The sequence below is a fragment of the Aeromonas sp. R2-3 genome (genome assembly GCF_040908375.1).
GTDB lineage: Bacteria > Pseudomonadota > Gammaproteobacteria > Enterobacterales > Aeromonadaceae > Aeromonas > Aeromonas veronii.
This window is the reverse complement of the sequence record NZ_JBFODP010000027.1, coordinates 296,913-322,628: the sequence shown is the minus strand read 5'-3', so window position 1 is coordinate 322,628 and position 25,716 is coordinate 296,913. Positions and strand designations below refer to the sequence as shown.

The window sequence follows — 25,716 nt, the reverse complement described above, 5'->3', positions numbered from 1 at the left end:
CGCATCACCCTGAGCGCGCAGGCCCGGCGGCGGGTTCTGTGGCCGTCCATCCCAAGATGGCGGGCGCAGGATCCCACTAATAACAACCGGAAGCCATGTATGAATGCTCTCACCACGGGCGGTCACGCCCTTCGTCATGACTGGACCCTCGCCGAGGTTCAGGCCCTGTTTGCCCTGCCATTCAACGATCTGCTGTTTCAGGCCCAGACCGTCCACCGCGCCCACTTTGACCCGAATGAAGTGCAGGTGAGTACTTTGCTCTCCATCAAGACCGGCGCCTGCCCGGAAGATTGCAAATACTGCCCCCAGAGTGCCCGTTACCACACCGGGCTCGAAGCCGAGCGGTTGATGGAGGTGGAGAAGGTGCTGGAGCGGGCCCGCGAAGCCAAGGCCAATGGCTCGTCACGCTTTTGCATGGGGGCGGCCTGGCGCAACCCCAAAGAGAAGGACATGCCCTACATCATCCGGATGATTGAGGAGGTGCGCGGGCTGGGGATGGAGACCTGCATGACCCTGGGGATGCTCACCGCCGATCAGGCGGCGCGTCTTGGCGCTGCGGGGCTCGATTACTACAACCACAACCTCGACACCTCGCCTGAGTTTTACGGCGAGATCATCTCCACCCGCACCTATCAGGACAGGCTTGATACCCTTGAACATGTGCGCGGCGCCGGTATGAAGGTCTGCTCCGGCGGCATCGTCGGTATGGGCGAGCAGGCCAAAGATCGGGCGGGCCTCTTGATGGCGCTCGCCAACCTGCCGCGGCACCCCGAAAGCGTGCCCATCAACATGTTGGTCAAGGTGAAGGGGACGCCGCTGGAGAACGAGGAGAACCTCGATCCGTTCGAATTTATCCGCACCATCGCGGTGGCGCGGATCATGATGCCCGCCTCCCATGTGCGTCTCTCCGCCGGGCGGGAGAAGATGAATGAGCAGATGCAGGCCATGTGTTTTATGGCCGGGGCCAACTCCATCTTCTACGGCTGCAAACTGCTGACCACCCCCAACCCGGACGAGAACAGCGACATGCAGCTGTTCAAGCGGCTCGGTATTCGCCCCGCCCAGCGGGCCCAGAAACCGGATCAGGTCCAGGAAGAGGAGCTGCTGGCCGAGGTGAGCCGCCAGAGCGAACCCACCGAGATGTTTTATGACGCCACCCGCCCCCGTGCTGGGGCCACCAGGTCATGAAGGGCCCTGCAGTAACGGGCCCCTTTGCGCTGGGCGCGGCGCTGGCCGAGCGCGAGCAGGCGAGCCTGCTGCGCAACCGCATCGCGACCGACGGGGCGAGTGGCGGGCGACTCAGGGTAGCGGGGCGCGACTACCTCAACTTTTCCGCCAACGACTATCTGGGACTGGCGGATCACGGCGCCATCAAGGCCGCCTTCAACGCGGGGATTGAGCGCTATGGCACGGGCTCCGGCGCCTCGCCGCTGGTGACCGGTTACAGTCATGCCCACCAACAGCTTGAGGAGACTCTGGCCGAGTGGCTCGGGGTGGAGGCGGTACTGCTCTTCAATTGCGGTTTTTCCGCCAATCAGGCGGTGCTCAAAGCGCTGCTCGGCAAGGAACACCTGCTGTGGCAGGACAAACTCAACCACGCCTCTTTGCAGGAGATGGGCTGCCAGCTCCCTTGCAAGATGAAGCGTTTTGCCCACAACGATATGGCGGCCCTTGAACGGCAGCTTGAGCCAAATCGCGGGCTCATCGTCTCGGAGGGGGTGTTCAGCATGGACGGGGATCAGGCCCCCTGGGGTGAACTCGCGGCATTGGCAGCCCGGAGCGGCAACTGGCTGATGATCGACGATGCCCACGGCCTCGGCGTGCAGGGGCCCGAGGGGCGCGGCACTCTGGCGGCGCAGGGGGTTCCTCCTGCCAGCGTACACATCCAGATGGGCACTTTTGGCAAGGCGCTCGGGGTTGCCGGTGCCTTTGTCGGTGGCAGTCGCGAGCTGGTGGAGTATCTGGTCAACTTCGCCCGCCACTATGTTTACAGCACCCATATGCCCGCCGCGCAGGCTTGCGCGGTCAGCAAGAGCATCGAACTGGTGCGCGCGGCTGATGAGTCCCGCGCCCATCTTGGCCAGCTGATCGCTCGCTTCCGGCAAGGGGCAAAGGATCAGGGTTGGCAGCTTGGCGCGAGCGATACCCCGATCCAGCCGTTGCTGGTGGGGGAGAGCAGTGTTGCCCTGCAACTGGCAGAACGGCTGCGGGAACGCGGCGTCTGGGTGAGCGCCATCCGCCCGCCCACTGTGCCAGTCGGTACGGCCCGGCTGCGTATTACCCTGAGCGCGGCTCACCGCGAGCAGGATGTGGATCGCTTGCTCGATGCCTTGGGGGTCTGCCCTGCAGTTACAACGCTTGGGGAGGCTTGCCATGGCTGAGCGTTTTCAAACGGTGGACAAGGCGCAGCTTGCCCGTCGTTTCGGGGCGGCGGCTCGTCACTACGACGCCCATGCCCGCTTTCAACAGGAGGTGGGTCAGTCGCTGTTGGAATGGATGCCAGACAGGCTGGTTGGCACTGATCTGACGGTGAGCGGGCTGGATCTGGGCTGCGGCACCGGCTTTTTCTTGCCCCAACTGGCGAACCGTTGTCACCAGCTGGTGGGGCTGGATCTCGCCCCCGGCATGCTGGCGCAGGCGGCCTTGCGTGGCAGCGGGGCCCGACTGGTGTGCGGCGATGCCGAGCAACTCCCCTTTGCCGACAATGCCTTTGACTGGGTATTCTCCAGCCTCGCGTTGCAGTGGTGCGAGCGTCCGGCCCAGGCTTTTGGCGAGCTGCTGCGGGTGGTCAAACCGGGCGGCCAGATCTTTTTCTCGACCCTGCTCGATGAGTCGCTCTGGCAGTTGCGAGCCGCCTGGCAGCAGCTTGATGGTCGCGCCCATGTCAATCGCTTCCTCAGCCTGCCACAATTGGAGCAGGCGCTGGCTAGCGCCGGGGTAGTTGCTCCCGAGCTGCGTTGTATCACCTGGGATCTCGCCTATCTTGAATTGCCGCAGTTGTTGCGCGATCTCAAGGGGATTGGGGCCAATCAGGTCAATGACAATCAGGGGAGTGCCGCCCCGGCCGGTCTGAGTGGTCGCGCCAGATTGCAGCAGCTGGCGCAGGCGTATGAGGTGTTTCGCCAGCCCGATGGCAGGCTGGTCGCCAGTTATCGGGTGTGCCTCGGCCGTCTCAGCAAGCCTTGCTGAGCGCCGGGAATCGCATTGTGTGCAGGGTAGTCAACGGGCCCTGCCAAGGAGAGAACCGTATGAAATCATTCTTTATCACCGGCACCGATACCGATGTGGGCAAGACGCTGGTGGCGCGCACCCTGCTGCGTGAATTCAGCGCACAGGGAATCAAGTGCGCGGGTTACAAGCCGGTCTCGGCCGGATGTGCCCGCACTCCGGACGGGCTGCGCAACCTGGATGCCGTTCTGTTGCAGGAGGCGGCGAGTCTGCCGCTGCCCTATGAGGTGGTCAATCCGTTCGCCTATGAGCCGCCGATTGCGCCCCACATCGCCGCCAGCGAGGCACGCCAGCCTATCACCATGCAGGGGTTGAGCGAGGGGCTACGCAAGATTGAACAGGCCGGGGCCGAGCTGGCGGTAGTGGAAGGGGCGGGGGGCTGGTATCTGCCGCTCGATCGCAAGCATTTGCTGTCGGACTGGGTGAAACAGGAGAACATGGCGGTGATCATGGTGGTGGGGGCCAAGCTGGGTTGCCTCAACCATGCGCTGCTCACCTTTGCCGCCATTCGCAATGATCAGCTGCCGGTGGCGGGGTGGGTAATTAATCGGCTCCATGGTTCCATGAGCCATTATCAGGAAAATCTGGACACCCTGAGGGGCTTGCTGCCAGCCCCCTTCCTCGGCGAAATTCCGTTTATAAACAATCCGCTTGAAGCCGATTTGCAGGGACGTCTCGATATCTCGCCGCTACTTTGACGGCATATTCAGCGAACATTCATCGAATCTCCCTAGAATGTCGACATTAACATGATCAGGTGGGGATCCCGAGTGATCCTCGGTCATGTCCCTTATCTTCACAAGGAGTCTATATGAAGCGAATTATGCTATTCCTGGTGACCAACCTGGCCGTCATGCTGGTGCTGGGGGTGGTACTCAATATCCTGTTCTCGGTTCTGGGGATCAACAAGTCCAGCATTTCCGGGCTGTTGGTGTTCTGTGCCGTGTTCGGTTTTGGGGGTTCCTTTATCTCCTTGCTGATGTCCAAGTGGATGGCCAAGCGCAGCTATGGCGTCCAGGTCATCGAGCAACCCCGTAACGAGACCGAGCACTGGCTGGTGAGCACTGTGGCCCGTCAGGCCCGCGAAGCGGGTATCAAGATGCCGGAAGTGGGGATCTACGACTCTCCCGAGATGAACGCCTTTGCGACCGGTGCTCGCCGCGATGATTCGCTGGTGGCGGTCTCCTCTGGCCTGCTCTACAGCATGAGCCGTGACGAGGCGGAAGCGGTACTGGCCCACGAGGTGAGCCACGTGGCCAACGGCGACATGGTGACCCTGACCCTGATCCAGGGTGTAGTGAACACCTTCGTGATGTTCTTCGCCCGGATCGTGGCTGGCGTGATCAGCAACTTCTTCAGCTCCAACAACGAGGAAGAGAGCAGCAGCACCGGCGGTTTTGCCTACATGATCACCGTGTTCGTGCTGGAGATGCTGTTCGGCATTCTGGCCTCCATCATCGTCATGTGGTTCAGCCGTCAGCGTGAGTTCCGTGCCGATGCCGGTGCCGCCAAGCTGGCTGGTCGCGACAAGATGATTGCCGCCCTTGAGCGCCTCTCCCGCGGTGCCGAGCCGCAGCTGGAAGGCTCCATGATGGCCTTTGGCATCAACGGCAAGCGCTCCATGAGCGAGCTGTTCATGAGCCACCCGCCCATCGAGCAGCGTATCGCCGCCCTGCGTGGTTGATAGATGCTGAATGACGGGAGATGACCCCGAATAAAAAACGGCTGCCTTCGGGCAGCCGTTTTGCTTTTCAGCGTTCTTTAAAGCTTGAAGTGCCCCATCTCCTGGCGCAGTACCCGTGACAGCTGCTTGAGCTTGGCCGCCTCTTGCGACACGTGACGGGCGGCATCCCCCGATTGCTCGGAGAGGGAGGTGATGTTGCCGACGGTAGAGACCACCTCGTTGGCGGCGGTGGACTGCTCGCGTAGGGTGTGGCTGATCTCCCCCATCAGGCCGGTGAGGTTGGAGGCGTGGCTCTGGATGCTGGCGATCGCCTCGCCGGTCTGGTTGGCCAGCGTGACCCCGCGAGAGACGTTGTTGACCGTATTTTCCATGCTGCGGATGGAGGCATCCGCCCCGCTCTGGATCTTGCTGATCATCCCGGTGATCTGCTGGGTTGAGGCCGCCGAGCGGCTGGCCAGATTGCGCACCTCGTCGGCCACCACCGCAAAGCCGCGACCCTGTTCACCGGCCCGCGCCGCCTCGATGGCCGCGTTGAGAGCCAGCAGGTTGGTCTGATCGGCGATGCCGCGGATCACCCCGATGATCTCCGAAATCTGCTGGGTATGGCCGTTGAGCTCGGAGATGGTGCTGGCTGCATCCCCCACCGTGGTGGAGATATTCTCGATGCTGCCAAGCGTCTCTTTAATGACCCCTGACCCCTCCTCCAGGGTATTGGCGGAGACCTTGCTCAGCTCGTCGGCATGGGTGGCGTTGTCGGAGAGGTGGCTGATGCTCACTACCAGCTCCTCGATGGCGGCGGCCATGGTCTGGGTGCTGGTTTGCTGATCGGTGGCAAACTGGGCAGTCTGCTCGGCGATCTGGGCGATGCTGTCGGCAGAGTGGGACAGCTCCTCGGTGGAGTGGGAGACCTTGGCGATGATCCCTTTGAGGGTGGTCTGCATGCCGCCGAGCAGGCCGATCAGGCTCTCTTTCGATCCTGGCGGCACCTTGATGGGGCGCGAGAAGTCCCCTTCCGCCATCATATGGAGATCGGTCTTGAGCTGTTCGACCGAGGTGCCCACCAGATCGAGCAGGGAGCGATAGGTGCGCCAGAGGAAGAACATCAACACCAGACCGAGGGCGATAAAGAGATAGCGCAGCATGTCGGTATTGGCGATGGCGCTCTCGACTGCCTCATGGTTGCGCTGCTCCATCATCACGTAGAAGTCATCGATGGGGGACATGATGCGCCCCTTGTTCTGGTGATAGGCCTTGTCATGCATCATGGCGATGGCTTTTTGCTGGTTGGCAACCAGGTCGCCATCGCTCTGCTGCACCAGCTTGAAGGCGGCGACCTCGGTGTTGACCAGTGCATCCGAGTTGTTTTTGGCCTCGTTCAATTTGGCGAGCTCACCGTCGGTGAAACCGGCATCCTTCATCAGGTCGATCAGGCCACGGCGAACATTGCTGTCGGGGCGGGGATTCTGGCCGTTGGCGGCGACAAAGTCCCAGTAGATACGGTTGTAGCCATCCGGCCTCGGCTGTTCGCCGTTGCGAATGGCCAGGATCCGCATGTACTGCTGCTCGTAGGCTGGATCCTTGGTGATGACGTAGGTGCGCCCGAGTCGGGTCAGATCATCGGAGGATTGGCGCAGTTCGTCGGCCAGCAGGTAGGAGACATATTGTTGTCGATAACTCTCTTCCAGTTGTTTACCCGCCCAGCTGTAGGCGAAAAACACCAGTGACAGCAGGATCAGGGTGATGACGGATAGCAGCAGGTTGAGCTGAAAGGCGGGCTTGTTCTGTTCCATGGTATGGGCGTCCTTTCCCTATGGCGGAGTGTCGTATGGAGCATCGCCAAGTCAATGGCTGGCAAGGCTTTTTGCTCTGAGAGTATAGGAAGGGAAACTCACTGATGAAGGCGGTGGGGACAAATTAAGGGCGGATCAGGTGAACAAGTGTGGATAAAGATGACCGGGGTCAATTCCCCGGTCATCTGGGGTGGCGTGAGTTAATGCGGCCCGATCACCCGATCATAGGATTTCAAGGTCGGTGAGCGGCACGGCGCAGCAGGCAAGGATCTTGCCCTCGGCCCGCTCGGCGGCGGTGATGGCGGGGGCGTCGGGGTGATCCACCTCGCCCGAGATCAGCGTCTGTTTGCAACTGCCGCAGATCCCGGCGCGGCAGCTCCATGGCAGCTCTACACCTTGCTTGTTGGCCTGATCCAGCACAGTGCCCTGATTGTTGCCGGTAAAGGCTTGGTCGCCGATACGCAGTTGTACCGCCTGATGGGGGCGGGCCACCGAGAGAATGGCGCCGCCAAAACTCTCCTGTTTGATACGTGCGGCCGGAACGCCGAGGGCTGCGACTCTGGCGGCAGCATCGGCCATAAAGCCGTGGGGGCCGCAGATAAACACCTCCCGTCCGGCCAGCCCTTTGATCAGTTGCAGATGCTCATCATTGAGTCGCCCTTGCAGCCCCTGCCAGTGATTGTCCGGCTGGCTCAGGATAATGGTGAGGGTCATGCCCTGCTGCGCCATGGCGTGCAGTTCGCTGGCGGCGGGAATGTCCGCTTCGCTGCGGCACAGGTGCATAAAGTGAACCTCTTCCAGCTCCCCGCGAATGGCCAGGGCGCGGGCTATCGCCAGCATGGGGGTGACGCCGGAGCCTGCGGAGAGCAACAGGAGGTTACGCTCGGACCCTAAGTGAAACTCGCCAGCGGGGTTGGCGGCCAGCAGCCGGTCGCCCACCTGCAACTGCTGGTGCAGCCAGTGGGAGATACGACCCCCCTCCACCTTTTTGACGCTGATGCTGTAACGCTCTGGGTGATCCGGCGTAGAGCTCAGGGTATAGCGCCGCTGGATCCGCTCGTTTTTGATATCGAGGCTGATGGGCAGATGCTGGCCCGGCAGGTAGTCGGGCAGGGGCTCGCCATCGGCTGCTTCGAACCAGAAGGTCTCCAGATCCCGCGCCAGCGGTTCGCGGGCCACGCAGACCAGCTCCCGCTTCTTCGGAGCGGCGGCGGGATAGACCACCGGACGGGTGCGCTCCAGCACCTCGATCTCGCTGCCTGCCTCAATCCATCCCTCGTTCAGCGCCACCAGATTCTGGCCGAAGTAGACCTCGCCATCCTCGCCACGGCGGTAGCGGGTGAGGGTGGCCAGCGGCTCTTTCAGGGCGTTGAAGCGATCGGTGCCCGCTTCCACCGTGGTCATGATGCAGCGGCTGCAGGGCTTGACCACTTTAAATTCCACCTCACCGATGCGGATGCGCACCCAGCTGTCCTCCTCGAAGGGCTGGGTATCGCTTGCCACCAGATTGGTGCGGAATTGGCTCATCTGGTGCAGCGCATCGGAGCGCAGATTGAGATCCTCAAGGGAAGCCTGGCTTATCAGCAGCAGCGGATAACCGTCGGCAAAGCTGACCCGGGTGCCGGTCTTCTCGCGAAAGCGATCAGAGGTTTCACCCAGCCAGAGCAGCTGCACCGTCTCCCCTGCCACCCGGCTTAGCCACCCATCGGCTTTTGGGTCGGTGTGCAGGGCGGTGAAACGGTCGCTCCAGACTCCGGTAGCTTGCGGGGCGCGGCTGAAGTCGGTCTCTTGCAGGGTGAGGGGTTCAAAGCCCGGATAGCGCAGTTGCAAGCCCCCTTCGATGGGGGTGGCCACGACCTGTTGCAGTTGGGGATGGGTTCGGGCGGTGATAAAGGTGCCGTCCGGTTTGACCACCATGTAGCGGCGATCCCCTGCCAGTCCCTCTTCGGTCACCCGGGCGCGAGCCAGCGGCATACCTGCAGTCGATTTGATGGGGTAGAGGTGAATGCTGTCTAGCCTGGGCATCTTCATATCCTTGTGACGCGGCGCGATCGCCTGGAAAAAGGGGAACATAACGGTTCCCCGACGATCCGGCAATCCTTTCAAGGGGGCGGTCTATAGTTGGGAAAAGAGAACAAGAGGGCATCGGGATGAAAATAAGCTGGTTGCTGGCGGGGAGCCTTTTTTGCCACGGGCTCTGGGCGCAGGAGCTGACCCTGACCACGGGAGAGTATCCCCCTTACTGCTCCGAGACGCTGAAATATCAGGGGCTTATCCCTCATGTGGTGAGCGAGGCGTTCAAGAGTGAGGGGGTGAGCGTCAAGTTTCAGTTTTTGCCCTGGAAGCGGGCCTTTCGCTTGTCGGAGGAGGGGGTGGTGGATGGCACAGTCCACTGGTATGAGTCGAGCGAGCGGCGCAAAACCCATCTCTACAGCGATCCCATCCTGAGCGAGACCTACGTCTGGTTCTATCTCAAGTCCGATCCGCTGGAATGGCGTGGCTATCAGGATCTGGCGGATCGCAAGCTGGCTGCGGTCAGTGGCTATACCTACAATGCAGATTTTTTTGCAGCCATCGCGCAGGTGCCGCTGCAGGTGCAGCTCGTCACCCGGCTGCGCCAGAGTTTCGATCTGCTGCTCTCCGGCCGCGCCGATCTGACGCTGGAGAACATCGATGTCGGCTACTACTCCCTGCGTCAGTTCTACCCGGCCAGCACGGTCGATCTCTTTGCAACCCATTCAAAACCCGTGATGAAGGTCGAAGGTCACCTGCTGATCAGCCGCAAGCGCGCCAACGCTGACGAATTGATCAAAACCTTCAATCGGGGGCTCGCCAAACTGAAAGCCAGCGGTCAGCTGGAGAAGATGTTACTTGAGTCACGTTCTGGTCTCTATGAACCATAAAGTGCAACATTTTTTGATCCTGATTCGCTAATCAGTACAAAAAAGCGGCCATTATCGACTCAGTTCCCAGTTTCTAACGCTTTCGCTTCTTCCCCATCCGGCCACCGTCCGCTTCGGCTACACGGTATCAAGCGCCATCGGGTGGGGCCTGTCACACAAAAAGAAGAAAGCAATGTATGAGCAAACAACTGGACATGACCCCATTGCCGGATCTCTCCCTGAAAACGGGAACAGGCCCGGTGCGTACCCGGCTACCCGTCTGGCGGCCAGCCCTGCCACCCTGCAATCACGCCTGCCCGGCCGGAGAAAATATCCAGGCCTGGCTCTCTTTGGCGCAGGCCGGCCGTTTTGAGGCGGCCTGGCAGACCCTGATCGAAGAGAACCCCTTGCCCGCCATTCATGGCCGGGTCTGCTATCACCCCTGCGAGAGCGCCTGCAACCGCGGTCAGGTGGATGAATCCGTCTCCATCCATGCCATCGAGCGTTTCCTCGGCGACGAGGCGCTGGCCCGTGGCTGGCAGCCTGCGTCACCTGCCCCTGCCAGCGGCAAGAAGGTGCTGGTCATTGGCGCCGGTCCCTCAGGTCTCTCCTGCGCCTGGCACCTCAATCGGCTCGGCCATCAGGTGGAGATCCGCGAAGCGGGGCCGCTTGCTGGCGGCATGCTGCGTTTCGGCATTCCCGCCTACCGTCTGCCCCGCGACGTTCTGGATCGGGAGGTGGCCCGCATCGTGGCGGCCGGAGTGACGCTGACCCTCAACCACAAGGTGGAGGATGTGCTGCGCGAGCGCGACGAGGGGGGCTTTGATGCCGTCTTTATGGCCATCGGTGCCCATCTGGCCAAGCGGGTCGATATTCCGGCCCGGGAAGCGGGCAAGATCCTCGATGCGGTGAGCTTCCTCGAACAGGCCAGTCTGGCCGAAGAGCAGGGCTTGCCGCCCCCCAAACTGGGACGGCGGGTAGCGATTTATGGGGGTGGCAACACCGCCATGGATGCGGCCCGTACCGCCCGCCGTTTGGGCGTTGAAGAGGCAATGATTATCTACCGCCGCGACCGGGACCATATGCCTGCTCACGCCTTTGAAGCCGATGAGGCCGAGGAGGAGGGGATCAAGATCAACTGGCTGCGCAGCATCCGCCAGCTCGACAGCACCAATATCGAGGTGGAGGTGATGGCGCTGGATGCCGAGGGCAAGCCTGTGCCCACCGGCAAGTTTGAAACCCTCGAAGCGGACTCCCTTATTCTGGCGCTTGGTCAGGAGGTCGATCTCTCGGTGCTGGAGAGTATCCCCGGCGTGCGGGTCAACAAGGAGGGGGTCGTACAGGTGGCGGGCAACCTGATGACGGATGTGCCGGGTCTGTTTGCGGGCGGCGACATGGTGCCCTCCGAGCGCACCGTCACCATCGCCACCGGCCATGGCAAGAAGGCGGCGCGCCATATGGATGCCTGGCTGCGCGGTCGCCACTACCAAAAGATGGTCTCCTACCCGCTGGTGGGGCCGGAACAGCTGCAACTCTGGTTCCAGACCCACGCCCCGGCCAGCAGTCAGCCGGTCAAACCGGCGTGGGCGCGGGATGACTTTGGCGAGATCATCGGCGGGCTGGATGAGGTTGCTGCCCGTTACGAGGCGGCGCGCTGCTACTCCTGCGGCAACTGCTTCGAGTGCGACGGCTGCTACGGCAGTTGTCCCGAGCAGGCCATCGCCAAGCTGGGGCCGGGCAAGGGGTATCAGGTGGATGCCGAGCGCTGCACCGGCTGCGGTGCCTGCCACGACCAATGCCCTTGTCACGCCATCGAGCTGCGCCAACCGGAGGAGTCCCAATGAAACATGAACTGATCATGGTCGACGGCAACGAAGCCGCGGCCCGGGTGGCCTACCAGCTGAGCGAAGTGTGTGCCATCTACCCCATCACCCCGAGCTCGACCATGGCCGAACTGGCCGATGCCTGGGCGGCGGAGGGACAAACCAACCTGTGGGGCAACATCCCCACCGTAGTGGAGATGCAGAGTGAAGGGGGGGCGGCCGGCACGGTACACGGCGCCCTGCAGGCGGGGGCGCTGGCCACCACCTTCACCGCCAGTCAGGGGCTGATGCTGATGCTGCCCAACATGTACAAGATCGCCGGTGAACTGACTTCGGCGGTGTTCCATGTGGCGGCCCGTTCGCTGGCGGCGCAGGGGCTGTCGATTTTTGGTGACCATCAGGATGTGATGGCGGCGCGCAGCACCGGATTTGCCATGCTCGCCTCCGGCTCGGTGCAGGAGGCGCAGGACCTGGCCTTGGTCGCCCACAGTGTCACCCTGCAGTGCCGGGTGCCCTTTATCCACTTCTTCGACGGGTTCCGTACCTCCCACGAGGTGAACAAGATCACCTCGCTGCATCGGGATGAAATTCGCGCCCTTATCGACAACGACTGGGTGCGGGCTCACCGTGCCCGGGCGCTCAACCCGGATCATCCGGTGATGCGCGGCACCGCCCAGAACCCGGATACCTATTTCCAGTCCCGCGAGAGCGTCAACCCCTTCTACGAAGCGGTACCGGCGCGGGTGCAGCAGTGCATGGACAATCTCGGCGAGCTGACCGGTCGCCACTACCGGCTGGTGGAATACCACGGCGCGCCCGATGCCACCGACGTCATCGTGCTGATGGGCTCGGGGGCGGCCACCGCCCGCACCACAGTGGATTGGCTCAACCAACAGGATCGCAAGACAGGGGTACTGGTCATTCGTCTCTATCGCCCCTTCCCGGTACAGGCGCTGCTGGATGCCCTGCCCGCGAGTGTGCGACGCATGGCGGTGCTGGATCGCACCAAGGAGCCGGGGGCGGGCGGCGAGCCGCTGCTGCTGGATGTGCAGAGCGCACTGATCGACGGCTTGCAGCGCGGCCTTATCAAGCGGCTACCCTGGCTCAGCGGCGGTCGCTACGGCCTCTCTTCCAAAGAGTTCACCCCCGCCATGTGCGCGGCGGTATTCGAGGAGCTGGCATCCGATGCGCCGCGCCCCCGCTTTACGGTGGGGATCGTCGATGATGTGTCGGGCCTCAGTCTGGCCTGGCATCCCATCGGTGATCTGGAGCCCGCCAGCCGAGTGCGGGCGCTCTTCTTCGGCCTCGGTGCCGACGGCACTGTGGGCGCCAACAAGAACAGCATCAAGATCATCGGCGAGCTGGAGGGCTTCCACGCTCAGGGCTACTTCGTCTACGACTCCAAGAAGTCGGGCTCGCGCACCGTCTCCCACCTGCGCTTTGGCCCCGAGCCCATCGATGCCCCCTGGCTTATCGAGCAGGCGAGCTTTATCGGCTGCCACCAGTGGGGCTTTGTCGAATCGGTCGATCTGCTGGAACACGCCGCCGAAGGGGCGACCCTGCTGCTCAATGCCCCCTATGAGGCGGACAAGGTGTGGGGCCAGCTGCCCGAGCGGTTGCGCGCCCGTATTCGCGCCCTCAATATCCAGCTCTACTGCATCGACGGGGATCGGGTGGCCGAGCAGAACGGCATGGGCAATCGCATCAACACCATCATGCAGACCTGCTTCTTCGCGCTGGCCGGAGTCTTGCCGCGGGATGAGGCGATTGCGCTGATCAAGGAGAGCATCGAGAAGAGCTATGCCCGCAAGGGGCCCGAGGTGGTGGCGCGCAACTTCGCCGCGGTGGACGATACCCTTGCTCACTTGAGCAAGGTGGCGATCCCGGCCGGTGACGAGCAGATCAGCGACTATCCGTTGCCACTGGCTCCGGGGGGCAGCGAGTTTGTCCAGCGGGTCACTGGCGAGATGCTGGCGGGGCGTGGCGATCTGATCCCTGTTTCCATGCTGCCGGTGGATGGCACTTACCCCACTGCCACCAGCCGCTTCGAGAAGCGCGATATCGCCCGCGAGATCCCGATTTGGCATTCGGATATCTGCATCCAGTGCGGCAACTGCGTCTTTGTCTGCCCCCACGCGGCGCTGCGGGCCAAGTTCTACCATCAGGACTGGCTGGCGACCGCCCCCGAGGCAGCGCAGTCGGTGCCCGTCACCGCCAAGGGCTTCCCCGACAGCCGCTACACCTTGCAGCTCTATCCGGAAGATTGCACCGGCTGCGGCCAGTGCGTGCAGGCCTGTCCGGTACGGGCCGGTGCAGATGAGAGCCATGAAGGCGAGCGGGCCATCGCCATGATGGACAAGGCCCCCCATCTGGCTGGCCAGAAGCAGGCGCTGCGCTGGTTCGAGAGCCTGCCGTGGCCTGCCCGCGAGCGGGTGGACTTCTCCACGGTGCGCGGTGCCCAGTTCCTCGAACCCCTGTTCGAGTTCTCCGGCGCCTGCGCCGGTTGTGGCGAGACACCTTATCTCAAGCTGCTGACCCAGCTGTTTGGCGATCGCATGCTGGTGGCCAACGCCACCGGTTGCTCCTCCATCTATGGCGGCAACCTGCCGACTACGCCGTGGGCCAAGAACGGCGAAGGGAAGGGGCCGGCTTGGTCCAACTCCCTGTTTGAGGACAACGCCGAGTTTGGCTTTGGTTTTCGTCTCACCGCCGATCAGCATCACGGTCAGGCGGTGGCGGCCCTTGAAGCGATGAAGGGGGAGTTGGGTGAGGCATTGGTCGAGTCGCTTATCAACGCCCCGCAACGGCTGGAGTCGGAGATCCGCGCCCAGCGCACCCGGGTCGTGCAAGTGCGCGAGCGGCTGGAGGAGGTGAAATCCGGCAAGGCCCGCGAGCTGCTGTCACTCATCGATCAGCTGGTGCGCCGTTCGGTCTGGATCATCGGCGGCGATGGCTGGGCCTATGACATCGGCTCAGCGGGGCTCGATCATGTGCTTGCCTCCGGCCGCGATGTGAACGTGCTGGTGATGGATACCGAGGTCTACTCCAACACTGGCGGCCAGATGTCGAAATCGACCCCGCTCGGCGCCGTCGCCAAGTTCGCGGCGGGAGGCAAGACGCTGGCCAAGAAGGATGTGGCGTTGCAGGCCATCTCCTACGGCAATGTCTATGTTGCCCGTATCGCCTTTGGTGCCAACCCGCAGCAGGCGCTGCAGGCCTTGCGTGAGGCCGAAGCCTATCCGGGCCCGTCGCTGATCATCGCCTACAGCCACTGTATCGCCCACGGCATCGATATGGAGTTTGGCCTGACCCAGCAAAAACGGGCCGTCGCCTCTGGTCACTGGCCGCTGATGCGCTACAACCCGGTACTGCGCAGATCGGGGCAGAACCCCTTCAGTCTCGACAGCCTGCGCCCCTCCATCCCCCTCGCTGAATATCGGCAGGAGGAGACCCGTTATCGGGTATTGGCCCAGAGCCATCCGGAGGAGGCTGAGCGGCTGATGCAGGTAGCGCAAAAAGTGGCGTGGCAGAAGTGGGCCACCTACGAGGAGATGGCCACCCGCGAAGCCAGCCATTTCCATCCGCCGGTGTGAGGATGGAGTGAGTAAAATATAACCAAGCGGGCCATTGGCCCGCTTGTTTGTATTGTTGGCATTAGTTATTGATGGCGACAAGTACAGCAATTTTTAAATATTTTTATTGGCATTGCATATGAAAGACGTAAAAATCAATTGATATATTTATTTGTTGGGTGCAGGCTATGTTTCGTGCTCAAGCATAGTAAGTGGTTTACTCATTAATGATGATTTTTAATTGAGGGGGAATAAATGGCTAGAAAACTTATAATATTTGGAAATGGATTGGGTATGGCTCTAGATCCTAATCACTTTTCATTGAGAATTGCGCTAGAGGATATTTGGAACAAAGAAAATTTTCTAACATTGGAGCAAAGGCGATTAATTGAGCGATGCCTTGGTCGAGCTGGTGCCCCAGAAGGTGAACATGAGTTAGATACTTTGCATCAGGCGGTTACATACTGTAAGGCATTGAATAGAATTGGTGAGGGTGATGTTCATTGGCTTACTGAAGATGGTCAAAATTTTCCAGATATCACTGCTAAATATATACATAAAGTAGCAACTAAACTTCACAATTATGATGGGGAGTTGCCTGAGCAGTTTGAAGAAAATTTAGTTGATTTCATTAGAGAAACTCGTTCTCATGTCGCTACGTTGAATTATGATAAATTGCTATATAATTCATTTTTGGATAATGATATATTTAATGGTTACAGTGGCTATTTAGTTGATGGAATGTTAGACCAAGGATTTTCATCAGATGCGCTTGAGCGCAGATTTGGTAGAACATTTGGATATTATTTACATCTTCATGGTTCTCCATTGTTTATTAACCGAAATCAAGAAATACTAAAGCTATCTCGAAATCAATTGACTATAGACGTTGATGAGGCAAGTGAGCATATCGTCCTGACCCATGTAAAACATAAACCTTCTGTTATTGCCGCATCTCGCGCATTATCAACGTATTGGGATTATTTTCAGTTTGCTATATCTGAAGCCGAGGAAGTGATTTTGTTTGGGTATTCAGGCTTAGATAAACACTTAAATTTACTTCTCCGCCCATATTTAACTACTAAGCCTATAAGAGTGATTGAATGGAGTGGCGCGGGCCAGCAAGATGAAAGAGATAGATATTGGAGAGCAACACTAAATCGTGCTACCACAGTTGTAAGGTTAGATAATATTACTGATTTCACGGATTGGTAAAATACAAATCAAATTTTTGGGAGTCTATTCCAAGGCTGGTAAGCTGCGGGGCAAATAGTGTCAAGCAGGAGAAGGGACGATGACAGAACAACATATCGCCGGGACGATCGGCATTCTGGGGGCGGGTTGGCTCGGGCTGCCGCTGGCGCGGGCCCTGCTGGCGGCAGGCAAGCCAGTGGCGGTGACGGTCAGCAGCGCCGAGAAGGCGGCCCGTTTGCAGGGGGAGGGGATCGCTGCCTATCCGCTGACCATCTCTGCCAACATGGGTTCTGCCGAGATGCCCGTCGCTGATAAAAAAGAACTGTGGCCCATCCCCTGCGAATCGCTGGTTATCTGCGTACCACCCAGCAAGACCGATGACTATCCGCAGGCGGTGGCAAAGGCCTGCGCGTTGGCCAAAGCGAATGGCACCCGGCGGGTGCTGTTTGTCAGCGCCACCTCGGTGTGGGGCGCAGGGCAGCAGGAGGGGGAAGAACCCCAACCCCGCCATGCCCGTGGCGAGCGGATGCTGGCGGCGGAGCAGGCGGTACTGGCGGCCGGTTTCGAGGCAGTGATGATAGTGCGCCCCTCCGGCCTTTATGGCCCGGATCGCCATCCCGGCCGTTTCCTTGCGGGCAAGACTCTGGATGGCGGCGCCCAGTCGGTCAATCTGGTCCATCTGGACGATGTGGTGGCGGCTTGTATGTTGCTGCTGGAGCGGGGCAAGGACGGGGATGTGTTCAACCTGAGTGCGCCGGTGCATCCGCGCCGCGAGCAGTTCTACCCCTTTGCGGCGCGTCAGCAGGGATTGCCCGTGCCGGTCTTTATCGAGCCTGCCGGTGAATTTCAGCCCATCGACGGTCAGCGGATTTGCCAGCAGATGGGATTCAACTATCGCTGGCCCGATCCGGCCCACTGGTTTGCCGAGCTCGCCGCCTCGGGCAATTGAGGTTTGCCAAGGGGGTGATCGCCCCCTATCATGCCGCCATCCATGAGAGAGAGGCGGTAATGATGGTAGATACAAAACGTCACCCCGATGGGGAGTTGTTGCTGAGAACCCTGGCAATGCCAGCCGATACCAACCCCAATGGCGACATCTTTGGTGGCTGGATCATGTCCCAGATGGATATAGGTGGGGGCATTATGGCCAAGGAGCTGGCAAAAGGACGTATTTGTACCGTATCCGTCGAAGGCATGACCTTTCACAGTCCGGTCAAGGTGGGCGATGTGGTCTGCTGCTACGGCCGCTGCATGAAGATTGGCCGCAGCTCCATGAAGCTCAAGCTGGAGGTGTGGGTCAAGCCGGTACTGCGGGAAAACGATGCCCAGCGTTACTGTGTGACCGAGGGGATCTTCACCTATGTCGCCATCGACGAACATGGCAAATCCCGCCCGGTTCCGGTGAGTGCCTGATTAAATCAGCCGGGCATTGATGATGGATATTTCCTGCTCAAGCCCGGTTTTTTGCCGTATCATGCGTTCCAGCATCTCTTCCGAGCCCACATATTGCAGGGTGTCAAACAGGCAGAGATCGCATTGAGGGTCCCGTCTTATCTGATAGACGGTGGCCAGCTCCACTTGATGACAATTTCCTTGTTGATCATAAAACGTCACGTTGTACCGAAGTTCTTTCGCCATGAGACAAGGTCCTTCTGGTTGGGTGGAACAGGGACTATCAGCTTAGTCGGCGTGGATGACGTTTGTGATGGTCGCAACAAAAAGCAAAGGCGGGCGGTTGTTAGCCAATGAAAAATAGTTATCGCATTCTTGGCACCTCCCTGCTGACCCTGGGGTTGGTAGGCTGTTTTGAGGTGCCGGATCAGAACCATCTGGTCACAGCTCAAGGGATTGTGCCGGGACTCGACTGCCAGCGTCCGCCGCTGGTGGCGCTGGCGACCACGGCGCTGCCCCGTGAATTCGGGGTGACGGTGTGGAATCTCTACAAGGGCCAGCGCAAAAACTGGCGTGAAGGGATGGACAGTTATGCCAAGGGGCAGGATCTGGTGCTGCTGCAAGAGTCGGCCACCCGTCCCGATATGCTCGACTGGCTGCGCGCCGGTGATTTCCAGTGGCAACAGCTGCAAGCCTTCACCCAGGGCGGCGTGTCGTTCGGGGTAATGACGGTGGCCAAGACCCCGCAGGCGTTCGTCTGTGGTGTGCGCTCTCCCGAGCCTTTGCTGCGCATCCCCAAATCCGGGCTGGTGAGCCTCTATCCGCTGCAGGGCGATCCCGACGGCGTGATGGTCATCAATATCCATGCGGTCAATTTCGAGCTGGGGATGGCTACCTTCCGCGAGCAGCTCAACGATCTGACTGCCTTGGTGCGCCGCCATCAGGGGCCGGTTATTCTGGCCGGTGATTTCAACACCTGGAGCGACAAGCGTCAGTTCTGGTTAAGCAAATTGGTGGACGAGCTGGGTCTGCAAGAGGCCGTGCCGGTGCCTGATCTGCGCCGCACCGCCTTCGGTCGTCCGCTGGATCACCTCTACTACCGCAATCTGGATTTGGTCGAGGTGAGTTCACCGGCCACCGACAGCTCGGATCACAACCCCATCATTGCGCGCTTTGCCGCCCAGTCTGTGACTCCCTGACCCCAGTCTGTGACTTCCTGACAAGGGATGGTGCGAGTTCCGCTAATAAAAAAATCCGGCGCCTGATGGCGCCGGATTTTTTTACGCTCTGGCGGTCAACCCGTTCGGGATGACCTGCAAGAATTACTGGTAGAGACCCAGATTCGCTTTGGCGTAGGCTTCGAAATCGGTGCAGCCACCGATGTGCTGCTCATCCAGGAAGATCTGCGGCACGGTATTGACCGGCTTGCCGGCGCTCTTGGCCAGATCTTCTTTGGTGATGCCTTCGGCATGGATATCCACGTATCGGAATTTGAAGTCATCGCGCTGTTCGGTCAGCTGCTCGGCGATCTGTACGGCACGGACACAGTAGGGGCAACCCGGGCGACCAAAAATCACTGCAAACATATTTTCTCTCCGTTTTTTAAGCCGTTTATGTATGGCCGTTGATATGAGGCAGGCAACAGCATAGCCCTGCCTCGTGGCGACTTGAAGCCGAAATTATCGATACCCTGATTCGAGTGGGCCTATTGGCTCAGCTCTCATCGGCGATCTGGATAGGTTGCTGCTGATAGATGCTCTCCAGCACCCCCTTCTCGAATACGGTCCAGGGCCACGGCGCCTTGCTGGCACGGTAGCGCTCATGGGTGGCCGGATCTTGGGACAGGCCGCGCTGGAACATAACGAACGCCTTTCGCTGGCCGCCCGCGGTATCGATAAAGCCCACCAGATTGGAGGTGCCGGTGATGGTACCGGTCTTGGCGTGGACCTTGTTCTTCATCATGGGGGCGGTGACGCTGCGCCGCCACGCCAGGGTGCCATCCACCTGAGAGCTTGGCAGCAGCTTGATCAGGCCAAGCTCGGCATCATTTTTCTGGATGAAGTTCAGCACCGACATCATCTGACGGGCGCTGATGAGATTGTGAGCGGAGAGACCGGAGCCGTCAGCCAGGGTGGCGTTGCCCAGATCGATGCCGTTCTTGGTCAGGATGGCGCGCACCGCCATGGTGCCGCTGCGATAGCTGCCCGGCTTGTTGTAGTAGTGACGGCCCACGGTTTTGAGGAAGGTATCGGCATAGAGGTTGTCCGATTTCTTCAGCATCTTGGCGAGCATCACTGGCAGGGAGACCGAGTAGTGGGTACCCAGCGTCTCTGCCCCTTCCGGGGCCTTGTGGGTGACCCGCAGCAGGCCATCATGCTTGATACCGGCCCGGTTCATCGCCCAGCGGATGTTGTCCCAGCCCCAGGCTTCCACGTCGTGGATGGCGAAACGCAGCCCCTGCGGCTCCTTGTTCGGAGTAATGCAGCCCTTGAGCTCGTAGAAGTTGCCCTTGGCCATGTCCACTTCCAGTGCGCAGAACTGGCGCGCCATATCGCCATAGCTCATCACCTCCACGTTGTCGGCACCGATGCCGATGGGGACGCCGGTAGCTACATTGCCCACCGCCGGTTTGCCAATCTGGGTGGCAGTGATGGTGCCGTAGGCGCAGTTCTTGTCGATGATGACCGAGGAGACGGGAGCGGCGAAGCAGAGGGTCTGATCCCCCCACGACCAGCCGTTGCCGCGCTCGTAGCCGTTGTAGGCGCCGGTGTTGACGTAGACATTGCCCTTGATGCTGGTGACGCCGAGTTGCTTGAACAGGGCCAGCAGATCCATGCGGGAGAGGGTGGGGTCGCCGACGAAGTTGATCCAGATATCGCCGTTGATGGTGTCACCCTGTTTGGCTCCGGGTTGGGCCTGAATGTCGGTGGCGAAGCGGAAATCGGCGCCCAGCTCGAGGCGGGCCGCCAGCGCAGTGAGCACCTTCATGGTGGAGGCGGGGGCGATCATCTGATCGGCGTGGCGGGCAAACTCGACGCCGTTATTGCCCTGCACCATGATGGCGTACTGGCCACCCTGAGGGGGCGTCAGCGGGGCGGCATGAGCCGCCAGAGAAGAAAAGAGAGCACAAAAACCAATCAACAGCCGCTGCATAACATCCTCTAACGTGACGAAGGGCTCGGCAGTGGTGCCGACCCTGATAATTCAACCCGCCGATGCGGGATCGACGGGATAACGCAATTCATGCCATGTATGCCGGTCGCCATCATGTCATCGAGTTGGCGGTACGATAGCGACCCTCATAATCAAAAATTTTCTCTTTTATCTGCCAGAAGCGACCCGATTTGCGGGCGATGACAAAATCCGGATGACGGAACTGGCTTTGCGCGGCCAGCACGCTCGCCAGGGTGGCAAATTCGGGCTCCAGCCCCGGGGCGGGCCAATGATGACGCACAAAGTGCTGTTGAAACAAGCGCCGTGCGCCCGGGGAGTGAAATCCAAAGTATTCACTGAGGGTCAGCCCATCCTCATCGTGGTAGGTCACCTCCAGCCGCTCCCCCTGTTTGCCGCGCCCGGCTGTGAGGGTTAGCCCCGCACAGCGGATCACCATGCAATCCTTGAGATTGAGCGCCTCTTTGAGCTTGTCGTCAGGGTCGACCAGCAGCTGATCGCAGCTCTGGCAGCGGCGGGCGGCGATGTCGTTCTCCGCACCGCAGCCGGGGCAGATCTTGGCGCGAAAGCGGTAGTCGCACTCCTCGCGGTTGCCCTCATCATCTTCGAACAGCCCCTGACAGCGGCGACCGTAGTGCTCGATCACCTTGCCATCCTCGTCGGTCTTGCCCCAGAAGGTGTTGGCAAAACCGCAAGCGGGGCAGGGCACCTGTACCGGCTCGGTACCGGCGTGGGGGCGAGGTTCCCCCACTTCGGGGGCAAACAGGTTGAAGTTGTTGCCGGCGTAGTCGAGCACCAGACAATCCTCCTTGCCCGGCGAGAGGCGCAAGCCCCGCCCGACGATCTGCTGATAGAGCGAGACCGACTCGGTAGGTCTGAGCATCACGATAAGGTCGACATGGGGGGCGTCGAAGCCGGTGGTGAGCACCGCCACGTTGACCAGAAACTTGAGCTCGCGCGCCTTGAAGGCGTTGATGAGGGCATCGCGCTCCGGCCCCGGTGTCTCGCCGGCGATAAGGGCCGCCTGCTGGCCTCTGGCGCCAAGCAGGCCGTGAATTTCGCGGGCATGTTCGACGGTGGCGGCGAAGATCATCACCCCCTGCCGGTCGGCGGCATACTCCAGCACCTGACTCAGGATATGGGGTGTAACCCGCTGCTGGCGCTTGAGCTCGCCGTTGAGATCCGCCTCGCTGAAGAGGCCGTTCTCCCGCGCCACCAACTTGCTGAAGTCGTAGTGGACGATGGGGGCATCCACCATGCGTGGCGGCGTCAGGTAGCCGTTTTTGACCATAAAGCGCAAGGGCAGCTCGAACACGCAGTCGCCGAACAGCCGCTCGCCGTGGCTCTTGACCATGCCGTGGTAGTGGCGCCGGTAGATCCAGCCCAGCCCCAGCCGATAGGGGGTGGCGGTGAGGCCGAGGATCTTGAGGGCCGGATTGGCGGCCTTGAGGTGGTCGATCACCTGATGGTACTGGCTGTCATCATCGAGCGAGACCCGATGGCACTCATCGATGATCAGCAGCGAAAAGGCTCCGTCGAAGGCATCCAGATTGCGGGCAACCGACTGTACCGAGCCAAACACCACCTGAGCGCTCGCCTCCTTGCGATCCAGACCGGCGGCGAAGATGTCGGCCTTGAGCCCCCACGCCTCGTACTTGGCGTGGTTTTGCTCCACCAGCTCCTTGACGTGGGCCAGCACCAGCACCCGACCGCGCGCCTTGCGGGCCAGCTCGGCAATCACCAGACTCTTGCCGGCCCCGGTGGGCAGCACCACCACGGCGGGATCCGGGTGTTTGCGAAAGTGGCTGATCACGGCGTTGACGGCGTCGGTCTGATAGGGTCTGAGAACGAACATGGGGGCGTGGCGTTTGGGCATGGTGCGGCGCAGGGTGGCGCCATTATAGGGTGCTTGCCGTCACAAAAACAGCGGGCCGGCATGATGCCAGCCCGTTGAATATATTGCGTGCTTAGTGAAAGGGGAAGAGGTAGTTCATCCAGCTTGCCATGCGCAGCAGCACTTTGCGCATTACAGAAACATGGTGGAAATACTCGGTATAGACGGCGGCCTGGCCGCTGGCACCGGCAATCACCTGATACTTGGCCCACTCGGGGTCGGTGATGGAGATGAGCACCGGCATGCGGCCCGGGCGGATAGCGCTGGTCTGATCCAGCAGCATGGCGTTGGCCTGCACGTTGCCGGCGGCGATGGCCGGGATCACGGCGGTTACCTTGCCCTTGAAGATCTTGCCGGGGATACCGTCAATCACCACTTCGGCCTCGTCACCCACCGCCAGACGCTGCATGCTGTTCTGCCAGAACCAGCCAACATAGGCAGTCTCATCTTTGTGGATGAAGGTCATCACCGGACGGTACATAAACGGGGTGGCGATCATGCCTGGACGCAGGGCAAGCTGCACCACATGGCCATCGCTCGGGGCATAGACCACGGTCTGGGCCAGCTGGTATTTGGCTTCATCGAGCTGGGCCTGCAGATCTTCCAGCGTGGCGCGTTGCTGATCCATCTGGGCGGCGATCTCGTCTACGCTCGCCTGAGTGACGTCGAGGTCACGCTGCTTGCCGACGCCACGGCGCATCAGGTCACTGGCGCGATCTCTGTCCAGTTTGGCGGAGCGTAGTCTGGCGTCAATGGACTTGAGTTGATCCTTGTTGGCATCAAGCCGGGCGCTCAGGCTCTCCACTTTCAGTCTGAAAGGCTCGTCATCGAGGCGAAACAGCACATCGCCCTTCTTCACCGGCTGGTTGGCTTGCACCGGCACCTCGACTACCCGGCCCTTGACCAGAGGTACGATAGGGGTGGAGAGGTAGTAGTTGCGCGCCATCTCGGAGTAGGGGTGGTTGTAGTTCATCAGCATGATGAGGGTGCCGATGAGCACCACACCACCCAGCGCGGCAGTCGGAACAGTCCACTTGTTGAGCGGGATGCGGAAGATTTTGAAAATGGCTACACAGAGTGCCGTATAGGTCAGGATCAGTAGCAGGTCCATGATTTATCCCTGTTGCTCTTGCTGTTCGATATGGTTGAGACGGCCCTTAAGTTCAGCCAGCTCTTCTCTGAGGGCCGCGATATCATCTTCATCTTTTTGCAGGCGCTGGTTAAAGCCCCAGCCGCGATCGGGGCGATAGATGGTTGCCCAGATCCAGAGGAAAGGCCACAACACATGCAGGGTGAAGAGACTGACCCAGCCGGCAACATGGATGGCATCCTGATGGGGATGATTGCGATGTTTGGCGATTTCGTAAGGAATATCGTGGATCACGATGATTCCGTAGAAGATGACCAGCGCGACAAAGACGAGCAGGCCAAGGGCAAAGTAATCAAGGAACATGTATAACCTCCACTGGCTTTAAGCACAGCTTTATCATTGATTCATATATTCGGGAAAGCAATTTAAAATCACATATTTATCGCCAGGTCGCACGGAATCTTAAGGGCTTGTGCTGTATAGGAGCTTAAGGGAATAACGAGTTGTTTTATTGGTTTTTTTATCAATTAAAAAGGGGCCTTTTGGCCCCTTTTTTACCACCTCAAGTCAGACATCACCCTTCACTGGGATTGCTAACCAGTGGTTGGCGGAACTTCATCAGGAAGGCCACGGTAATGGCCGCCGTTGCAGCCAAGCCGATGATGGTGGAGGTCCCCATCTCCAGCCCGAACCCGATGGGGGCGTTGGCCAGATAGGTGATCACCACAGCGGTCATGAACATGGCGGGAATGGTGCAGATCCAGTGCAGCTTGCCCTCTTTGATGAGGTAGGCAGCCGCAGCCCACAACATGATGACGGCGGTGGTCTGGTTGGCCCAGCCGAAGTAGCGCCAGATCACCCCGAATTCAGCCTTGGAGATGATGAAGCCAAGGATAAACATGGGGATGGCGATCAGCAGACGCTTGGCCAGCGGCTTCTGGGTCATCTTCAGGAAGTCCGCCACGATCAAGCGAGCACTGCGAAACGCGGTGTCACCGGAGGTGATGGGCAGGATCACCACGCCGAGGATGGCCAGAATGCCGCCGACTGTGCCGAGCAGGCTGGTGGAGACTTCGTGTACCACGGCTGCCGGGCCGCCGTTGGCCATGGTGGCGTTGAGCGCTTCGGTGCTGTCGTAGAAGGAGAGACCCAGGGTGCACCAGATAAGGGCGATGATCCCTTCACCGATCATTGCACCGTAGAAGATGAAGCGGCCAGATTTTTCGTTCTGCATGCAGCGCGCCATCAGCGGTGACTGGGTGGCGTGGAAGCCTGATACCGCGCCACAGGCGATGGTGATGAACAGCAGCGGCCAGAGCGGCAGTTCGGTCGGGTGCAGGTTGGAGAAGTCCATCCCGGTGTTGTAGAAGCCTTTGCCGGAGGCGATCAGGCCAACGATGAGGCCGACCGACATGAAGACCAGCAGGGCGCCGAAGATGGGGTAGAAGCGGCCGATGATCTTGTCGATGGGGACTATGGTCGCGAGGATGTAGTAGGCAAAGATTGCCACGATCCAGTAGACCAGATCGGTGGAGGTGAGGTTGGCCAAGAGGCCTGCCGGGCTCAGCACGAATACCACGCCCACCAGCATCAGCAGCACCACGGCAAACAGGTTCATGAAGTGCTTGGCGGCGGTGCCCAGATGCTCACCGACCACGGTTGGCACCGAGGCCCCCTTGGCGCGTACAGACAGCATGCCGGAGAAGTAGTCATGTACCGCACCGGCGAAGATGCAGCCAAAGACGATCCACAGCATGGCGACCGGGCCGTAGAGGGCACCCAGGATGGGGCCGAAGATGGGGCCGACACCTGCGATGTTGAGCAGTTGAACCAGATAGACTTTCTTGTCCGACATCGGGACATAGTCCACCCCGTCAGCCATGGTGATGGCGGGGGTTTTCAGCTCGGGTTTCGGGCTGAATATCCGTTCGATGAATTTGCCGTATATGAAGTAGCCGGCCACAAGTAAGCCGACACAGAGGAAGAACCAGATCAT

21 protein-coding genes are annotated in these 25,716 nt (G+C 60.3%); 12 read left to right on the top strand and 9 right to left on the bottom strand.

Annotated features, from left to right (window positions below; all coding sequences use genetic code 11):
• The first annotated feature begins 99 nt into the window (after positions 1-99).
• From bioB to htpX, 5 genes are all read left to right on the top strand, one after another.
• Positions 100-1,188: a biotin synthase BioB gene (gene bioB / locus AB5Z02_RS14035; RefSeq protein ID WP_368216211.1), complete on the top strand. Its 1,089-nt coding sequence runs from the start codon at positions 100-102 to the stop codon at positions 1,186-1,188.
• Positions 1,185-2,381, top strand: coding sequence for an 8-amino-7-oxononanoate synthase (gene bioF / locus AB5Z02_RS14030; RefSeq protein WP_368216209.1), 1,197 nt, complete (start codon positions 1,185-1,187; stop codon positions 2,379-2,381). Before bioB ends, bioF begins: the two co-directional genes overlap by 4 nt.
• A complete protein-coding gene (gene bioC, locus AB5Z02_RS14025; RefSeq protein WP_368216208.1) occupies positions 2,374-3,189 on the top strand; it encodes a malonyl-ACP O-methyltransferase BioC in 816 nt (271 codons plus the stop codon). The genes bioF and bioC overlap by 8 nt, the downstream gene beginning before the upstream one ends.
• A 59-nt stretch (positions 3,190-3,248) precedes the next feature.
• The gene (bioD, locus tag AB5Z02_RS14020; protein WP_005337893.1) at positions 3,249-3,926 is read left to right on the top strand and encodes a dethiobiotin synthase; all 678 of its coding nucleotides are present in this window, start codon (positions 3,249-3,251) and stop codon (positions 3,924-3,926) included.
• A 113-nt stretch (positions 3,927-4,039) separates the two neighbouring features.
• Complete coding sequence (htpX, locus tag AB5Z02_RS14015; protein WP_005337890.1) at positions 4,040-4,912, top strand: protease HtpX; 873 nt, start codon at positions 4,040-4,042, stop codon at positions 4,910-4,912.
• Positions 4,913-4,989: 77 nt separating this feature from the next.
• Here htpX and AB5Z02_RS14010 read toward each other — a convergent pair whose 3' ends face one another.
• Both AB5Z02_RS14010 and AB5Z02_RS14005 read right to left on the bottom strand, forming a co-directional pair.
• Entirely contained in the window at positions 4,990-6,702 is a 1,713-nt protein-coding gene (locus tag AB5Z02_RS14010) for a methyl-accepting chemotaxis protein (RefSeq protein ID WP_139732452.1), read from the bottom strand.
• 222 nt (positions 6,703-6,924) lie between these two features.
• The gene (locus AB5Z02_RS14005; RefSeq protein WP_368216206.1) at positions 6,925-8,775 is read right to left on the bottom strand and encodes an MOSC N-terminal beta barrel domain-containing protein; all 1,851 of its coding nucleotides are present in this window, start codon (positions 8,773-8,775) and stop codon (positions 6,925-6,927) included.
• Between the two features lie 77 nt (positions 8,776-8,852).
• Here AB5Z02_RS14005 and AB5Z02_RS14000 point away from each other — a divergent pair, with 77 nt between their 5' ends.
• From AB5Z02_RS14000 to yciA, 6 genes are all read left to right on the top strand, one after another.
• Positions 8,853-9,605, top strand: coding sequence for a substrate-binding periplasmic protein (locus AB5Z02_RS14000; protein ID WP_368216205.1), 753 nt, complete (start codon positions 8,853-8,855; stop codon positions 9,603-9,605).
• Positions 9,606-9,781: 176 nt separating this feature from the next.
• Entirely contained in the window at positions 9,782-11,428 is a 1,647-nt protein-coding gene (locus AB5Z02_RS13995; RefSeq protein ID WP_368216203.1) for an NAD(P)-binding protein, read from the top strand.
• Positions 11,425-15,000 (top strand): pyruvate:ferredoxin (flavodoxin) oxidoreductase, encoded by a 3,576-nt coding sequence (gene nifJ, locus AB5Z02_RS13990; protein ID WP_368216202.1) that lies wholly within the window; start codon positions 11,425-11,427, stop codon positions 14,998-15,000. The genes AB5Z02_RS13995 and nifJ overlap by 4 nt, the downstream gene beginning before the upstream one ends.
• A 234-nt stretch (positions 15,001-15,234) precedes the next feature.
• Positions 15,235-16,194 (top strand): DUF4917 family protein, encoded by a 960-nt coding sequence (locus AB5Z02_RS13985; protein WP_368216201.1) that lies wholly within the window; start codon positions 15,235-15,237, stop codon positions 16,192-16,194.
• Positions 16,195-16,273: 79 nt separating this feature from the next.
• Entirely contained in the window at positions 16,274-17,122 is an 849-nt protein-coding gene (locus tag AB5Z02_RS13980; protein ID WP_368216199.1) for an NAD-dependent epimerase/dehydratase family protein, read from the top strand.
• A gap of 59 nt (positions 17,123-17,181) precedes the next feature.
• Entirely contained in the window at positions 17,182-17,586 is a 405-nt protein-coding gene (gene yciA, locus AB5Z02_RS13975; RefSeq protein WP_033113469.1) for an acyl-CoA thioester hydrolase YciA, read from the top strand.
• On the opposite strand, the gene AB5Z02_RS13970 is transcribed toward yciA, so the two are convergent.
• Positions 17,587-17,811, bottom strand: a complete 225-nt coding sequence (locus tag AB5Z02_RS13970) for a hypothetical protein (RefSeq protein ID WP_005337874.1) — start codon at positions 17,809-17,811, stop codon at positions 17,587-17,589.
• Between the two features lie 107 nt (positions 17,812-17,918).
• On the opposite strand from AB5Z02_RS13970, the gene AB5Z02_RS13965 reads away from it, so the two are divergent.
• Positions 17,919-18,764, top strand: coding sequence for an endonuclease/exonuclease/phosphatase family protein (locus tag AB5Z02_RS13965; protein ID WP_005350508.1), 846 nt, complete (start codon positions 17,919-17,921; stop codon positions 18,762-18,764).
• A 123-nt stretch (positions 18,765-18,887) separates the two neighbouring features.
• Here the strand turns inward: AB5Z02_RS13965 and AB5Z02_RS13960 are convergent, their stop codons facing one another.
• From AB5Z02_RS13960 to AB5Z02_RS13935, 6 genes are all read right to left on the bottom strand, one after another.
• Positions 18,888-19,184, bottom strand: coding sequence for a GrxA family glutaredoxin (locus AB5Z02_RS13960; protein WP_223849348.1), 297 nt, complete (start codon positions 19,182-19,184; stop codon positions 18,888-18,890).
• Between the two features lie 94 nt (positions 19,185-19,278).
• On the bottom strand, positions 19,279-20,718 hold the full coding sequence (gene dacB, locus AB5Z02_RS13955; protein ID WP_005350510.1) for a D-alanyl-D-alanine carboxypeptidase/D-alanyl-D-alanine-endopeptidase: 1,440 nt from the start codon (positions 20,716-20,718) through the stop codon (positions 19,279-19,281).
• Between the two features lie 112 nt (positions 20,719-20,830).
• Positions 20,831-22,591 carry a DEAD/DEAH box helicase gene (locus AB5Z02_RS13950; RefSeq protein ID WP_368216328.1) on the bottom strand — a complete coding sequence of 587 codons (1,761 nt, stop codon included), beginning with the start codon at positions 22,589-22,591 and terminating at the stop codon, positions 20,831-20,833.
• Between the two features lie 112 nt (positions 22,592-22,703).
• Positions 22,704-23,741, bottom strand: coding sequence for an HlyD family secretion protein (locus tag AB5Z02_RS13945; protein WP_019445440.1), 1,038 nt, complete (start codon positions 23,739-23,741; stop codon positions 22,704-22,706).
• 3 nt (positions 23,742-23,744) lie between these two features.
• Entirely contained in the window at positions 23,745-24,083 is a 339-nt protein-coding gene (locus tag AB5Z02_RS13940; RefSeq protein WP_005344404.1) for a DUF3302 domain-containing protein, read from the bottom strand.
• A gap of 211 nt (positions 24,084-24,294) precedes the next feature.
• Positions 24,295-25,716 (bottom strand): carbon starvation protein A, encoded by a 1,422-nt coding sequence (locus AB5Z02_RS13935; protein ID WP_110302865.1) that lies wholly within the window; start codon positions 25,714-25,716, stop codon positions 24,295-24,297.

Coding starts and splice junctions, on each gene's coding strand:
- AB5Z02_RS13945 (WP_019445440.1), bottom strand. CDS start 23,741: ATGGACCTGCTACTGATCCTGACCTATACGGCACTCTGTGTAGCCATT.
- AB5Z02_RS13935 (WP_110302865.1), bottom strand. CDS start 25,716: ATGATCTGGTTCTTCCTCTGTGTCGGCTTACTTGTGGCCGGCTACTTC.
- AB5Z02_RS13985 (WP_368216201.1), top strand. CDS start 15,235: ATGGCTAGAAAACTTATAATATTTGGAAATGGATTGGGTATGGCTCTA.
- nifJ (WP_368216202.1), top strand. CDS start 11,425: ATGAAACATGAACTGATCATGGTCGACGGCAACGAAGCCGCGGCCCGG.
- yciA (WP_033113469.1), top strand. CDS start 17,182: ATGATGGTAGATACAAAACGTCACCCCGATGGGGAGTTGTTGCTGAGA.
- bioB (WP_368216211.1), top strand. CDS start 100: ATGAATGCTCTCACCACGGGCGGTCACGCCCTTCGTCATGACTGGACC.
- bioF (WP_368216209.1), top strand. CDS start 1,185: ATGAAGGGCCCTGCAGTAACGGGCCCCTTTGCGCTGGGCGCGGCGCTG.
- AB5Z02_RS14005 (WP_368216206.1), bottom strand. CDS start 8,775: ATGTTCCCCTTTTTCCAGGCGATCGCGCCGCGTCACAAGGATATGAAG.
- htpX (WP_005337890.1), top strand. CDS start 4,040: ATGAAGCGAATTATGCTATTCCTGGTGACCAACCTGGCCGTCATGCTG.
- AB5Z02_RS13965 (WP_005350508.1), top strand. CDS start 17,919: ATGAAAAATAGTTATCGCATTCTTGGCACCTCCCTGCTGACCCTGGGG.
- AB5Z02_RS14010 (WP_139732452.1), bottom strand. CDS start 6,702: ATGGAACAGAACAAGCCCGCCTTTCAGCTCAACCTGCTGCTATCCGTC.
- bioD (WP_005337893.1), top strand. CDS start 3,249: ATGAAATCATTCTTTATCACCGGCACCGATACCGATGTGGGCAAGACG.
- dacB (WP_005350510.1), bottom strand. CDS start 20,718: ATGCAGCGGCTGTTGATTGGTTTTTGTGCTCTCTTTTCTTCTCTGGCG.
- AB5Z02_RS13970 (WP_005337874.1), bottom strand. CDS start 17,811: ATGGCGAAAGAACTTCGGTACAACGTGACGTTTTATGATCAACAAGGA.
- AB5Z02_RS13950 (WP_368216328.1), bottom strand. CDS start 22,591: ATGTTCGTTCTCAGACCCTATCAGACCGACGCCGTCAACGCCGTGATC.
- bioC (WP_368216208.1), top strand. CDS start 2,374: ATGGCTGAGCGTTTTCAAACGGTGGACAAGGCGCAGCTTGCCCGTCGT.
- AB5Z02_RS13940 (WP_005344404.1), bottom strand. CDS start 24,083: ATGTTCCTTGATTACTTTGCCCTTGGCCTGCTCGTCTTTGTCGCGCTG.
- AB5Z02_RS13980 (WP_368216199.1), top strand. CDS start 16,274: ATGACAGAACAACATATCGCCGGGACGATCGGCATTCTGGGGGCGGGT.
- AB5Z02_RS13995 (WP_368216203.1), top strand. CDS start 9,782: ATGAGCAAACAACTGGACATGACCCCATTGCCGGATCTCTCCCTGAAA.
- AB5Z02_RS14000 (WP_368216205.1), top strand. CDS start 8,853: ATGAAAATAAGCTGGTTGCTGGCGGGGAGCCTTTTTTGCCACGGGCTC.